Below are 14,272 nucleotides of genomic sequence, written 5' to 3'. Positions count from 1 at the left end.
TGACCGTAGAGCGAACATTCACTTCAGTTAGGAGGATTTCGAAATGCATCGAAGCCATCCCTTGAAATGGTGGAATATCATTGCTTATGTTGCGGTCATCGTGACCAACTATCTGGCCATGGCACTGCCGATCGGAGGTCGCAGCACATCGGCTGTCTCAGACATGTATCCAACGCTGATTACTCCAGCGGGCTACGCCTTTTCGATCTGGTCGGTCATTTATCTGCTGCTGGCAGGATTCGTAATCTATCAGGCTTTGCCCCGAGGCCAATCCCGGGACTCTGTACAGGGCATCGGAGTCTTCTTCATTCTGAGCTGTCTGTTCAATATCACCTGGATTTTCCTGTGGCAGAATCTCTATATTGAACTGGCTCTCCTCGTGATGCTCCTGCTGCTTCTGTCACTCATCAAAATCTATCGTGCCACCAGGGTATCTTATCCGAGCTCCGGGGAAATATGGTTCGTACGACTCCCATTCAGCCTCTATATGGGTTGGATATCTGTCGCTACGATTCTCAACGTGGCCATTATACTGGAGAAGAATCAATGGAGTGGCTGGGGCCTGAGCGACAGCACCTGGGCCGTCATTGTCCTCTGCATAGGAGCAGCCTTGGCGATTCTGGTCAGCTTCCCATACCGAGACAGTATCTATCCGCTCGTGTTCGTATGGGCCTATATTGCCATAGCCGTCGAGCAGCGAGGTACGCAGAGCGTCTATCTTGCAGCCCTTATTCTGGCGGCCCTGATCCTGATCTATTCCATCTGGCTGCTATTCGCCCGTAGTCAGGATCGCGATTAGCGGAGTTATCTGTGCTGATTGAATGATTGAATCAATGATTCAATCGTCTAGCTCCGCTGAATAATAACACATCCAATGTCTTCACAAAAAAAGGGGATCATCCACCGTAGTCTTATCACTACGCGGACAGTCCCCTTTTCCTGTATTATATCTAAGTAACGATTAGCCCTTCAGTGCGATGGTCTCGATCTCCACCAAAGCATCCTTTGGAAGGCGTGCCACCTCAACTGCACTTCTTGCCGGGTATGGCTGCTCGAAGAAGGAGCTGTACACTTCGTTCACTTTGGCAAAATCGTTCATATCCTTGAGGAACACTGTAGTCTTAACTACATTGCTCAAGCTGCTGCCCGCCTCTTCGAGAATAGCCTTGACATTATTCAGGGAAAGTCGTGCCTGCTCCTCTACACCTTGACCGAACTCACCAGTTGCTGGATCAAGTCCCAGTTGACCTGAGGTAAAAATAAAATCGCCTGCCTGCATAGCCTGACTATACGGGCCGATTGCGCCAGGTGCGCGTTCTGTCGAAATAGGTTTCATCATTATGTACTCCCTTCGGTCATCTTTTTGAATACTGAGCCTATTATAGCATTATGCTCAGGGTGTAGGACAAGCTATCCTCACCTTACCATATGAAAAAGGTACCGAAACGCCCGGTACCCTGCTCATACGACATCTATTCTGATTCAGCCTGCAATCATCCTATTGGCATGTCATGTACATAACGACTGTCGACGGATTAATACCCGCCTGCTCCGTGTGTATAGGTCCCCATATTTCCGGCGGCCCCTGTCCCAACTGTTAATCCTGGAGTAATGAATATAATACCGGCACTAAGCGTAAGTAACAAAAAGCATTTCATTTTCCGCATTTTTACGCACTCCTCTGATCATATTTTCATAACTCCGCTGATTTTCAACACGTGTATGCCGTCTAAATTCTTCAAATAATGTCACACATTTGATAAAACCAGCCTTGTCACCCATTTTAATGGATGATGACAAACTTTGGAGTACATATTTTACTGCAAGGTCGAAATTTTGCTGCTGATAATAGTAATATGACAATTCATAACAGAAATTGGCGAATCGTTCGAGGGTGAAGTGCATATTATAATAGCTACTGCTCGCTTGCTGGCTGTCGATATAGGTGGAGATTCGGTCCTCGAATTGATCAAGTATGCTGCTGACGTCCAGACTGTAGCGGTTCGCAGCCTCCATAATCTTCTCCAGTGCAGGCAGGACCTCGTCTTCATTATGCTCAATATACGCAATGTAAGCAGGCAATACGCTCGTATTGCCTGTCATCAGCTCATAGGCGAAGCCGTTGGCCTTGGCCCAAATGCTGAATTTGCGCACCTCTGCCTTACCCATCTCACCCAATCCCTTGAACCAGCTCAAATCTGTGTAGTACTGCGTATACTGCTTGGCCTCATGATACTTCTTCTGCTTGTCACACGCCGCTGCCTTCATCAGATAGGCATAGCCATAATAGACCACAAGTGGATACTTGGTTGTACGTTCTTCTTCGTTATATGGCTTGTTCTTGCATTCGTATGTATACATGGTGTAAGTATAGTTGCTTAATTCATTCGCCAGCTCGTGAACCCGGTCCAGTCGATTCAGTGTAAAATAGACATTAATCAGTTGGAGCATAGCATCAGGCTGCTCTTCCTCCGGCAAGCGATTACGGAATGGATCGAATCGAATTGCTGCGCGCAGGTTCATCTCGTAATCATCGCTTAGCTGCAGCATGAACAAACGATAGTGGCTACGTGCGAGTCGCTCTGCATGCTGATACTGCTCACTCTCGGCCACCGCCTCGAAGAATGGAGCCGATTCCTTATGATACCCTTCCTGGTATAGCTGCTCTCCTATTGAAAAAATAACAGGGATATGCCCAAGCTCGTCCAATACAGCAGGTAGTGCCGATTGGATACAATCCAATCTTCCCATGCGTGCGCATTGCAGCAGATAAGGCTTCAGACGTGACAGCTTCCATTTGTTATCAACAACGCACTCCTCCAGATACATCGGGTATAGCTCGCCCTCCGGGTGCCCCATCGCCTCCGTGATCCGGTCCAGCTCCTTGAGCGACAACGGTTTCGGAATCTGGTAACGCAAAATAGCACTTAAAGTCCCTTTATTCAGTCCGCAGCGTCTGCTGAATTCCTGAAGTGAACAATTCGTCTGCTCTAAGTACGACGCTATGAGCGAACGCAGTCTATTTCCAACCTCCACATTAGCTCCCTCCCACCATAGTACATATGAACATCACCTTATAATTCACTTTCCCTGCTGCAATACGCATGTAGTCGATTTTGTTACTTTATCCCCCTTCTAGGTAGCATATATAGAGACAGTGTATTTTTTTGAATTTATTGAGATTATATGTAAGAATTAACCAGGGGTCAATGAAACTTTTTAGCTATTTCTCGACGGCAAATTTTACTAAGTCGAAAAGCATGACCACGGAACCACTTCTTTTGTTATTTTCACTATTTTCAGTGTCTGTTTTCAGCGGAAGTGCTCGGATCGAATCGAAAAAAAGCACAAGTATCGCTGACTCGTAAAATACCAAGAATCAGTGAACTTGCGCTTATCCGGAATCTATATTCAATTGTTCAATGTAGGCTGCCACGGCCTCTTCGTTATGTTGTCTGCTCATTGTCCTCCTAGGCTGTAGGCTTTTTGTATTGTTTTTTGGCATACCAGTAACGATTCAAGAGGTCATCCAGTTGTTCGGAGGCTCTCAGTACTCGATCGTCTGTTCGTCCAAACTGATGTGCAGAGTCTAACATTTTTTCACGAAAGTACTCGATTTTCCCCTCCAGCTCTCTCAATTCCACCATAATACCCCTCCTTTTCATCAGGTTTCTTGCCAAGACCTTACGATTTTAGGCCTGTCCACTCCTACTCTGGCTCGTGGCTTACATCTTCAGCTTTAGTGTCACATGTGTTTATAATTTTTTGACATTGCCAAAAAAAATAATCTTTTGTCTTCTATGTTATATATACCCATTTTTTTGGCAGCAACCTTCATGGAAAGCACAGATTTTTTTACAAAAGTAGTTTCGAACCTCCCGTTTCTCCCATGGAAGTGAGACAGACCACCTTTCGCTGAAGTGTTTCTTGCGATAATCGAATGGTTCAACTCCGCTGAAAACTTACATTCTATTATCTGAACAAAATGGGAGTACCTGTCGGTTAGACAGAGCACTCCCATGGCATTCGTTCGCTTCTCATGAGCGATAGTTATAGATCACTGCGCTGGATCGGAGCCCAGCGCGTGAATGACTTCATTCGGGTACACATGGACTCCTCTAGCACCCGCTAGAGCTATGCGAACCATTGCCTTGGCAATAGCTGCCGCCGGAATGGCCCGATAAGCAGACAGCCTTCCGTTCCACAGTGGTGACGTAAGCTTCATGAGGACCGCAGCAACCCGCTCGCCTGCTCTTCGTTCTGATCGCTCACCCAGAATGAGGGATGGACGAAACAGATGCAATGCAGGCAGCCCCACTTCGGCCAGCGCTTCCTCAGCCTCGCCTTTTGTACGGCTGTAGAAGATTCGTGAATGCGGATTGGCACCAGCGGATGAGACAGCGAGCATCTGTACGATCCCTGCCTGTCGTGCCAGCTTCGCAGCCTGCAGTGGATATTCCAAATCCACAAGCCGGAACCTCTCCTGCGACCCCGCCTTCTTGATCGTAGTACCGAGCGCACAGTACAGATCATGCACCCCCTCAAATACATGAGCGGATTGCTCCAGCTCATCCCACGAGATGATGTACTCAGTCAGCTTGGGGTGCTGGATACCAAGCGGTTTACGAGTAAGGACCCTCACCTCTGCATAGCCGGGGTCCTCTAGTAGTTCTCTTACGATCAGGCCTCCTACCAGTCCTGTCGCTCCTATAATCAATCCCTTACGATCCATGCAATTGTCTTCTCCTCTTCCTATATCCTTGCTTGCGACCTGACTCCTCCAATGGTAGGGACTCTGACGTGTAGAGGGGCAGATACAACGCGAACGTGCTCCCCTCACCCTCTGCACTGTCCAAGCGAATAAAGCCTCCCATCAGACGCGCCAAGTCCCGACTAATGGACAATCCCAGACCCGTTCCTCCATACTTGCGGCTAATCGATCCGTCCGCCTGCTGGAAGGCCTCGAAGATATAATGCTGCTTCTCCGAAGAGATGCCGATCCCTGTATCCTTCACTGCAAATACAACCCATTCACCTTCCAGTTCAGGCTCTACAAGCTTGCGCTTATGGATACTCAATGTCACACTGCCCTCATGAGTGAACTTGAACGCATTAGACAGCAGGTTCCGCAGAATCTGCTGAATACGCTGCGGGTCAGAATTCATCTGGGCCGGGCAATCCTCAGAGGTCTCTAGCTGGAATATCAGGCCCTTGTTGCGGGCAGTAATCTCAAAATTCACCATCATGACCTGACCGAGCTCCAGCACATTGACGGGCTCCATGACAATTTCCATTTTCCCGGCTTCCACCTTGGAGAGATCCAGAATATCATTGATCAGCTGCAATAGATCTTGTCCTGATGCATGGATAATACCTGAATATTGCTTAAGGTTGTCCTCCTCCATCTCCTTCCCCTGCTCATTAATAATCTGGGCAAGGTTAATGATGCTATTTAACGGAGTACGAAGCTCATGAGACATGGTTGCCATGAATTCGGATTTATATTTGGAAGCCATCATTAGCTGCTTGGCTCGTTCCTCCAGAATCAGCTTGGCCTGCTGCAGCTCGTCCCTCTGCCTTGAGAGCAGACGGTTGGCCTGGATAATCTGATGGTTGCGCCTTTGATCCATTTGGAAATCACGCAGCATCAATGCGAACAGATAGCTTAACACTATGCCTAACGGCAGCGTATAGGGCACGATATGCCCTAAATAATGGGCTGTAGGAATAACCCCGAACATCGCAATATTAATGACATTCGCTATATTAACAATTCCTATTACAATGGAAGCCTTGACGATAAGTCGATAGCTGGAGTGCCGCATCCAATAGTTCAATCCGGCTCCTAGCACTCCTAATATACTCATATTGATAAAGCCCGCGATAGAAGCTTCATTGAACCCAAGGGTGAAGCGCACTAGCCCCGTGAGCACCCCGATCAGCACCAGCACAGAGGCATGAGGATAGACCAATATAGCGATGATCAGCGGGACGAACCTGAGGTCGAAGATAACTTCCTCGTTAAAATTAAAGCCGAATGCGGAGCTGATCCAGCCACACAAAATGATGAACAGGACAGAACTCACATATTTTACAGCGGTAGAGGCCTTGATCAGTACATATTTATAAAATACGTTCGCACAGTATGCCACTGCGATCAGCATACCTAAATTCAGCAGGAACATCTTTGAATATTCCATAGCTTCCCCCTGCTATTCAGAATAGAAGTCCCTAACCTAGGGATGGCTCACATACTCTTCCATCATACCATGAAGTGATTTGATTCGACACTCGTGCTAAGGAATCGAATTTTCATTTTGAAAGTTAATGATTTACTTTTAGCGCACTATATGTTATAGTGATATACGTATGATTTAACCCCATATGATTCCTCGCAACAAGTACACTCCGCTCACCGCTGGAGTTCATTCAATTTTTTTCATCACCCAACGTGTAGAATTTTGAGCTTTTTGCAGTATATTTTGCATTCACACTGGCGCGGTCATCGGAGCCGCAAGGATGGAAGAGAGGTAGGGCTTTCGTCGTTTGGCAAATGAATTGATGGAATCGCAATGCCCTGTTACCGGGTTGGTAACTGCCCTCATTAGCGAAGGTGGCAAGGGGTTAGTATATAGAATACTGGCTGACAAGTGTGTACGTCGCCACAGAGAGGCTGTCCCCATCTTAGATGGTAGGGCGGTCTTTTTTTACCCAAGAAAAATGAGCCTATGAGCCTAAGAGAATCGCTGGGCAAAAAAATAACCCGTCCATTATGGGCGGGTTCATTCACACTTGATGAAAGAAAGGGGTTAATATCTGTAGTATAGGTGGCCTACCTTAAAATCAAATGATATGAACCTTAAAGAAAGATTAAATTAAACGCCTCTACAAGGATTAATAATCGGTCCAGTATCTATAGGCCTCATCATCCTGTGAGGAGCGCTGAGGCAAGGGTCTCTTGGTCTGGGTGCTTCCCTCGGGACGCTCCCATCCCTCCAGAATGACCGCCTGCATAAACGAGGACTTGTCGTCCCATCGAATATACGCCTGCTGCTCCAAATGGATAAAGGCGTTCGTTATCTCCTGCTTGCTCCGCCCAGTCCTCACCTGAAGCTCTCGTTCATTAGGCATCCGCCGCTGCTGCGCATAGAAATTGTACAGGATACGCAGTAGCTTGCGCTCAAGATCTGGCAGCATGGAACCCCTCCTTCATGAACTGGAATAAAACATAGTCTATCTGCTTACACGAATTAGAATGCAACACCACACCAACCATCAACATGATCTCAACATAAGCAGTTCAACATAAGTAAACTAACAAAATGATCACCAAAAATAACTTCAGAAAACAGGAACGCTTGTTCCTATTTTAACAGTTACTAAAGCTGTTGGCAACCCTGTGCCGCATCCAAAAAAACACAGCTTCAACTGAAGCTGTGCTCTGCCCTTAATCATCAACCATTGTCTCTCTCCTGGCGGCCTACAGAATACATCCACCATGCGATACTGCCAATGCCTCCAAGAGCCAGTGCTGAAAAAAACAGGATATACAACAAATGGGTCATTTGTGACATCACAATCGCCTCCTACTTGTTGTATACCCTTATTGTAAGTCTGATTATACCTTAAGAGCTGCTTTTGCTGGGTTCACCAGGCTTACCGCCTCTACGCTTCACCAGAACGATAATGATGGCAACTACAAAAAAGATACAGGAAAGCGCAACAGCCAACGTATGCGAAATACCTCGAACATCCTCTTGCTGAATCCCGTTCGATATCGTGTAGCTTGCCCCCTGCATGATCATCAGTGTGCTGAATAGCACAATCGGGCTGAGAATAATCAGACTAGCAATTCGCTTCTTGCCTGCGACCAGCACGACACTCCCCGCCGCAACGATCAGCAGCAGCCAGTACAGCAAGGCTTCTATCAAAATTGAATTTCCCAACATGTTCACTCCTCTACACATAGAACTAATATCGTCCTGCAATCCGTCATCTAAATCACTATTTGTGCAATCATATTGTAACAGACTACAGTCCATCCTCCAACCGCAGCGCCTGCGTTCTGAACCGTCTTTTACTAATACCTTGACCAGATCAAATAGGAGTGTAAAGCCACTACAAGTCTACACCATTGCTTAATACAACGAAGGGCACCCCTTGCCTCCAAGGCTTAGGGTACCCTCGTCTGCTTCCCAATCTAAGCAGTCCTATACAGCCTGCTTCTTAATGTGCGCCCTTCTTGGTGAAGCCACCGCCATACACGTCAGCGACATCCTCGACGGCGACAAAGGCCGACTTGTCCACTTCCTGCACGACGCTCTTCAGCATAGACAGCTCCAGTCTGCTGACCACACAGTAGATCACTTGAGTCTCCTCCTTGGTGAAGCCTCCTCTAGCGTACAGGTAGGTAGTGCTTCTGCCCAGACGTGTCATAATAGCCTCGGACATCTCCTCGTATTCACTCGTAATGATCGTGACTGATTTGGACTCATCCAGACCTTCAACGACGATATCCATGACCTTCGAGGCAATGTAGAACGTAAAGATGGAATACATCGCCGAATCCCAGCCCAGAATAAAGCCTGCCACGATGAAAATAACCACGTTGATGATGAGAATGATCTGTCCGACAGAGATGTTGATTTTTTTGGAGATCAGGATCGCCAGAATCTCAGCACCGTCGGTAGTTCCTCCCAGACGAAGCACTAAGCCAACTCCCAATCCCAGCAGCAGCGCTCCGAATAATACTGCAAGCAGCTTGTCGTCTGTGAAGGCCTCTACATGGTGGAGATAGCCGGTGGTAAGCGACAGAACCACAATTCCGTATAGAGCTGACAAGGCAAAGGTCTTGCCTACTTGTCTGTATCCGATGAACAGGAACGGAAGATTCAGAACGAACAGAAAGATCCCGAGTGGAAGCTTGGTCACATTCGCAATCATTAGAGAAATCCCTGTAATCCCGCCGTCAATAATCGCATTCGGCACGAGAAACAGCTCCAGTGACACCCCTGCCAGAATTGCTCCCGCTGTAATAAAGAGGAACTTCAATAGCAATTCAGTGGGTGTAAGTTTCTTGGGTTTATGTACCATAACCAATCCTTTCTTCAAGCAGATTAGCTTAATTTTAATATTTTTCAACCACTTGGTAAATGCTTCATCCTTACAAGTCGTTATCCGTTCTACTCATCAGGTACAAAAAAGACCGGTCCAAAGGCAGGAAGCCGGTCAAACATGACACCTATACATTCTAACCGATCTCCGGAGCAATATCCTAAAGATCCCTCAAAAGATGAGATGCAAAGAAACCGGAAAGACCAAATTGGAGTCTCCGGATTCCGTTATCCATATGAGAAATTTATGGTTAATAGCCTTCTTTCAGTTCAAATTTCACTTCCTCCGATACCACAGCGCCAGAAACAGGACAATAGACAACAGCAGGAGTGACATCGTATTCGTAATCAGGAAAGCATACCCGGTGCCGCTAGTGATGAGATCCAATGCATAGATCTCCATTAGCAGAACCCCAGTGAACATGGATATGACAGTGTTCAAATGGAGCCCCTTGGCTGAGCGTTCTCTACACATCAGTACAATTTGGGGCACCCAGCCTACGGATAAGATGACACCGCCGATCAATTGCAGTATGGCAAACAGCACATCGCCCATCTCCTTTACCCGAGCAGTATATGCCTAGGTGTAGAGATGGTTACGATGCAGCGGAGTACTTTGTCTTGAATTTCGCGCTGACTTGGCCTTCTTGGAGACACTAATGCTGCTCAAGAGCGGGAATTGTTATCCTGTCGCCGATGTTCCCCTATGTATGTATGAATAGCCGTGGTCCAGTCCAGCACCAGACACATCTAATTCAGGTCTTTACTACGCAACGCTGACAGCTTGGAGGTGACCGATTGCAGCTTCAGGCTACGTGAGGATTCCTTGTCACGACGATCATCAATCTTCACCGAGGTGGACACCCGTCCTGCCCCTGCTTGAAACGGCGCTTCATGTAGCGCAGCAATTGCAGTAAATACATCGTCAAGCGATCCCTCAATGATCGTGCTCATCGAGGTAAGCTCGTAGGAGATTCCTTTCTGCGTAGCCAGTACGCGCTGCATATCTGCCACATAGTCACTCAGACTTGTAGTTCCAGTACCAATTGGGATGACGGTCACTTCAGCGATTGCCATTGGCTGCTCCTCCTTCAAATTGGATCATTCTAGCTCTATTCTACCAGTCTGCAGCCTGCCAATTCAATTGAGCTCAGGTAGAGAGGAACAAGAAGGCGATCATAAATCGTTCCACAAAGCTCAAATTTAAGCCAAACTTCGGCATACTCATTCTAACTCTCAAAAGCTTGCAATTTGAACGATAACCAGCAATATCCTTTACCTTTTGCATGGAATTTTGCTATAATCGTCATTGCGTCTTTCGAATTTTCTGTTTGCAAAACACTATATATTGGGGTAACCTATTTAAACAGTATCTAAATATAGTGCGGAAGCGGAAAAAGACGATTTTGTCCTTAAGCCTATAGCTTTACATATATTTTCCACTTCTATAAGCAGGCTAACACCATCAACAGATTGCAGCATACGCTTCTGCCGACCATAGCTCACAGTGTGATGCTCCTCTTATCGTTGCTGTCGATCTATCGAACAGCCCAATCATCATTTATCCCTTGAGTTATTCATATCGCAAATTATTCATCCCATGAAAGTGAGGAATTCATCCATGCCACACACCGTGACCAAACCTAATAACCGCCAGCTTGCTTTCGACGAGATGCGTTTGTCCGTCTATGCCGATCGGGCGCTGAATGGCCTGAATCAGCTTGATAAGGAACGCCTGCTTCGCGGGGTTAACTCCAAGCTGCGCCGTGACGAGGTCACTGGAGACGAGATTAGCAATGCCTTCATCATGTCTGCTCTGGAGCTCGTGACCAAGGAAGAGCCAGACTGGAAATTCGCAGCTGCTCGCTCTCTACTCACTTCCCTGTATAAGAAGGCAGCCTATAACCGTCGCTATAAGTCCTACCACGACAATCCATACGGTGCCTTCTACCCGCTCATTACCGAGATGGTGAAGAAAGGCATTTATCGTCAGGAGCTGCTCGACTGCTACAGCAAAGAGCAGATCGACGAGTTGGGTGAGTGCATCGAATACCAGAACGATCTGCTGTTCGATTACATTGGACTATTGACTCTATCCGAGCGCTATCTTGCTCATGATTTTGACGGTCGGGTCATGGAGCTGCCACAGGAGCGCTACATGGTCATCGCCATGTACCTGATGCACCAGGAGCCAGCGGAGCGCCGCATGGATCTGGTTAAGGAAGCTTACTGGGCGATGAGCAACATGTACATGACGGCTGCTACACCGACGATGTCCAATGCGGGCAAGAAAGTAGCCGGACAGCTTTCCAGCTGCTTCATTGACACCGTAGACGACTCCCTAGAGGGTATCTTTGATTCCAATACGGACGTGGCCCGTCTCAGCAAAATGGGCGGCGGTATCGGCGTATACCTGGGCAAGGTTCGCGCTAGAGGCTCTGACATCCGTGGACACAAGAACACCAGCTCCGGCGTCATCCCATGGATTCGCCAGCTGAACAATACGGCTGTCAGCGTAGACCAGCTTGGAACACGCAAGGGTGCCATTGCAGTATATCTGGATGTATTCCATAAGGATATTCTGGCCTTCCTTGACCTGAAGCTGAACAATGGTGATGAGCGTATGCGTGCGCATGATGTATTCCACGGTGTCTGCCTGCCTGACTTGTTCATGGAGCGCGTGGAGAGTCGCGGTGAATGGAGTCTGTTCTGTCCGCATGAAGTCAAGAAGGTCATGGGCTGGACCGATGAGAATGGTCGTCCACTGGGGCTGGAGGATTTCTACGACGAGACAGCAGGAGCAGGTTCATTCCGCGAGAAGTACGAGGAAGCTGTGAATCATCCAACCTTGTCCCGGATTACGGTACAGGCGATCGATATTATGAAGCGCGTGTTGAAGTCCCAGTTGGAGACGGGTACACCATATATGTTCTACCGTGATACCGTGAACCGTGCGAACCCGAACCGCGTTCATGGCATGGTATATTCCTCCAACCTGTGTACGGAGATTATGCAGAACCAATCTCCAACCGTGGTAGAGAAGGAAGAGCTCGTAACCAAGGATGGTCAGACACGCATCGTTATTTCCAAAATCCCTGGAGATTTCGTCGTATGTAACCTGAACTCCATCCATCTGGCTCGTGCAGTGCCTGCTGGCGTGCTGGACCGTCTGGTGCCTATTCAAGTGCGCATGCTGGATAATGTTATCGACATCAACAATATTGAGGTGCTGCAGGCTCAATATACGAATAGCCAATACCGAGCTGTGGGCCTCGGAACCTTCGGTCTTCATCACCTGCTGGCTCTGGAGGGCATCCGCTGGGAGTCCGATGAGGCGGTAGAATATAACGATCATTTGTACGAAAAGATCAACTATCTCGCTGTCAAATCCAGTATGGAGCTGGCGAAGGAGAAGGGCCGTTATGCGAAATTCGCAGGCTCTGACTGGGAGAATGGACAATATTTCACCTCACGCCACTACACGGATGGGACTCGTCCAGGCAAATTCGTAACGACTGAGCAGTGGAGCGAGCTGGCTGCAGAGGTGCAGACGAATGGTGTACGCAACGCCTGGTTGTTCGCGATCGCGCCTAACGGCTCCACCTCGATCATCGCTGGTTCTACGGCCAGTATTGATCCGCTCTATGAGCTGCTGTCCTATGAAGAGAAGACGACCTACAAGATCGCTAACCCTGCACCAGACCTGAACGCCAATACTATCTGGTACTACAAGACAGCGTTCCTCGTAGACCAGCACGCTTCCATCAACATGGCAGCCGCTCGTCAGCGTCATATCGACCAGGGACAAAGCTTCAACCTGTACGTTCGTCCAGATATTAAGGCTACCGAATTCCTGGAGCTTCATCTGCATGCCTGGAGATCCGGTATGAAATCGACCTATTATGTTCGCAGCCGTGCGCTGACGATTGAGGAATGCGATAGCTGCGCATCCTAAACCCAACTGAAGGAGAGACTCACCCATGCAGTTGCAAAAAATATTTAACACCGAAGCACCTAACCGCTCGACTCGTATTATAGAAGGAGAATGCTCCGGCATTCTCAACTGGAACGATATTCGGATGCCGCACATGTACAAGCTGTACAAGGTGCTGCTCCTGAACCACTGGATCGCTGATGAGATTCCGATGTCCAAGGATGCATCACAGTTCCCGCTGCTGGACGCCGAAGAGCAGCGTACCTTCAAGATCAACATCGGCCTGCTGGCCGTACTCGATTCCATGCAGACCATGTTCGTGGGAGATGTGAAGCGCTACTTCACTGACTCCTCCCTGGAAGCTGTAGCCGCCATTATCGGACAGCAAGAGGTTGTACACAATCAATCCTATTCCTATGTTCTCTCCTCGCTCGTATCCGAGCAGGAGCAAAAGGAAATCTTCGAGTACTGGAAGCATGATCCGGTGCTGCTGGAGCGCAACACCTTTATCTCTAACATCTATCAGGAGTTCCGGGACAATCCTAATCCGCAGACCTTCTTCAAATCCATGGTAGCGGACCTGATTCTGGAGGGTATCTTCTTCTACAGTACCTTCGCCTTCTTCTACAATCTGGCACGTGACCAGAAGATGATGGGCACCAGCCAGATGATCTCTTACATTCAGCGTGACGAGAATCAGCACTGCTACTTCTTCGCGGAAGTATTCAAGCAGCTGCTGGTAGACTTCCCGGAGCTGAACACCAAGGAGAACATGGACTATGTCTACAGCACGATCCACCGCGCTGTGGAGCTGGAGACAAACTGGGCATTTTATACACTGCCTAATGTACGCGGTATTGATCTCAATGAGCTGTCCGATTACATCAAGTACATCGCGAACAAGCGCCTTCGCCTGATGGGTATGGAGAAAGCTTACGATGGTGTGGATGTGAACTGCATGCCGTGGATCAAGCCATTCTCGGACGAAGCACTGAATGCGACCAAAACGGACTTCTTCGAGGCCAAATCCCGTAACTATGGTAAAGTGGGCGACGATAACGGGTTTGACGATCTGTAAGAAGAACAAGAGCGTGTTGTCCTGAAGGTTATGGGGCAGACTCATTCATGAATACTAGAAATATGCTTAACTTCTACAGGTGACCAGAATCTTATCTGTCACTGCAAATTAAAGGAGGGTGCCTCAAAAGCCATCTAATGGCTGCTT

The 14,272-nt window shown here is 48.0% G+C and carries 13 protein-coding genes; 3 read left to right on the top strand and 10 right to left on the bottom strand.

The annotated features are described in order from the left end of the window. The first annotated feature begins 43 nt into the window (after window positions 1-43). Window positions 44-799: a tryptophan-rich sensory protein gene (locus MKX74_RS02420; RefSeq protein WP_341177384.1), complete on the top strand. Its 756-nt coding sequence runs from the start codon at window positions 44-46 to the stop codon at window positions 797-799. A gap of 162 nt (window positions 800-961) precedes the next feature. Here MKX74_RS02420 and MKX74_RS02415 read toward each other — a convergent pair whose 3' ends face one another. From MKX74_RS02415 to MKX74_RS02370, 10 genes are all read right to left on the bottom strand, one after another. Further along, window positions 962-1,339, bottom strand: a complete 378-nt coding sequence (locus MKX74_RS02415; protein ID WP_028590502.1) for a RidA family protein — start codon at window positions 1,337-1,339, stop codon at window positions 962-964. 290 nt (window positions 1,340-1,629) lie between these two features. Further along, entirely contained in the window at window positions 1,630-3,036 is a 1,407-nt protein-coding gene (locus MKX74_RS02410) for a helix-turn-helix domain-containing protein (protein ID WP_341177383.1), read from the bottom strand. A gap of 434 nt (window positions 3,037-3,470) precedes the next feature. After that, a complete protein-coding gene (locus MKX74_RS02405; RefSeq protein WP_018887101.1) occupies window positions 3,471-3,647 on the bottom strand; it encodes an aspartyl-phosphate phosphatase Spo0E family protein in 177 nt (58 codons plus the stop codon). A gap of 410 nt (window positions 3,648-4,057) precedes the next feature. Beyond that, entirely contained in the window at window positions 4,058-4,732 is a 675-nt protein-coding gene (locus tag MKX74_RS02400; protein ID WP_341177382.1) for an NAD(P)H-binding protein, read from the bottom strand. Continuing rightward, window positions 4,722-6,200: an ATP-binding protein gene (locus tag MKX74_RS02395; protein WP_341177381.1), complete on the bottom strand. Its 1,479-nt coding sequence runs from the start codon at window positions 6,198-6,200 to the stop codon at window positions 4,722-4,724. Before MKX74_RS02395 ends, MKX74_RS02400 begins: the two co-directional genes overlap by 11 nt. A 694-nt stretch (window positions 6,201-6,894) precedes the next feature. Continuing rightward, window positions 6,895-7,197, bottom strand: a complete 303-nt coding sequence (locus tag MKX74_RS02390; RefSeq protein ID WP_028590498.1) for a hypothetical protein — start codon at window positions 7,195-7,197, stop codon at window positions 6,895-6,897. A gap of 428 nt (window positions 7,198-7,625) precedes the next feature. Further along, window positions 7,626-7,949 carry a hypothetical protein gene (locus tag MKX74_RS02385; RefSeq protein WP_154659253.1) on the bottom strand — a complete coding sequence of 108 codons (324 nt, stop codon included), beginning with the start codon at window positions 7,947-7,949 and terminating at the stop codon, window positions 7,626-7,628. 277 nt (window positions 7,950-8,226) lie between these two features. Next, on the bottom strand, window positions 8,227-9,093 hold the full coding sequence (locus MKX74_RS02380; RefSeq protein WP_028590497.1) for a YitT family protein: 867 nt from the start codon (window positions 9,091-9,093) through the stop codon (window positions 8,227-8,229). A gap of 297 nt (window positions 9,094-9,390) precedes the next feature. Beyond that, a complete protein-coding gene (locus MKX74_RS02375) occupies window positions 9,391-9,669 on the bottom strand; it encodes a PQ-loop domain-containing transporter (protein ID WP_341177380.1) in 279 nt (92 codons plus the stop codon). Window positions 9,670-9,863: 194 nt separating this feature from the next. Continuing rightward, window positions 9,864-10,190 (bottom strand): MTH1187 family thiamine-binding protein, encoded by a 327-nt coding sequence (locus MKX74_RS02370; protein WP_018887110.1) that lies wholly within the window; start codon window positions 10,188-10,190, stop codon window positions 9,864-9,866. Window positions 10,191-10,734: 544 nt separating this feature from the next. Here MKX74_RS02370 and MKX74_RS02365 point away from each other — a divergent pair. Together MKX74_RS02365 and MKX74_RS02360 are read left to right on the top strand one after the other, a co-directional pair. Further along, window positions 10,735-13,068, top strand: coding sequence for a ribonucleoside-diphosphate reductase subunit alpha (locus tag MKX74_RS02365; protein WP_341177379.1), 2,334 nt, complete (start codon window positions 10,735-10,737; stop codon window positions 13,066-13,068). Between the two features lie 25 nt (window positions 13,069-13,093). Then, a complete protein-coding gene (locus MKX74_RS02360; protein WP_341177378.1) occupies window positions 13,094-14,125 on the top strand; it encodes a ribonucleotide-diphosphate reductase subunit beta in 1,032 nt (343 codons plus the stop codon). Window positions 14,126-14,272 lie beyond the last annotated feature (147 nt).

The sequence above is a fragment of the Paenibacillus sp. FSL K6-1230 genome (assembly GCF_038002385.1).
Lineage (GTDB): Bacteria > Bacillota > Bacilli > Paenibacillales > Paenibacillaceae > Paenibacillus > Paenibacillus massiliensis.
The sequence above is the reverse complement of the archived record's forward strand: the minus strand, read 5'-3'. Positions and strand labels throughout refer to the sequence as shown.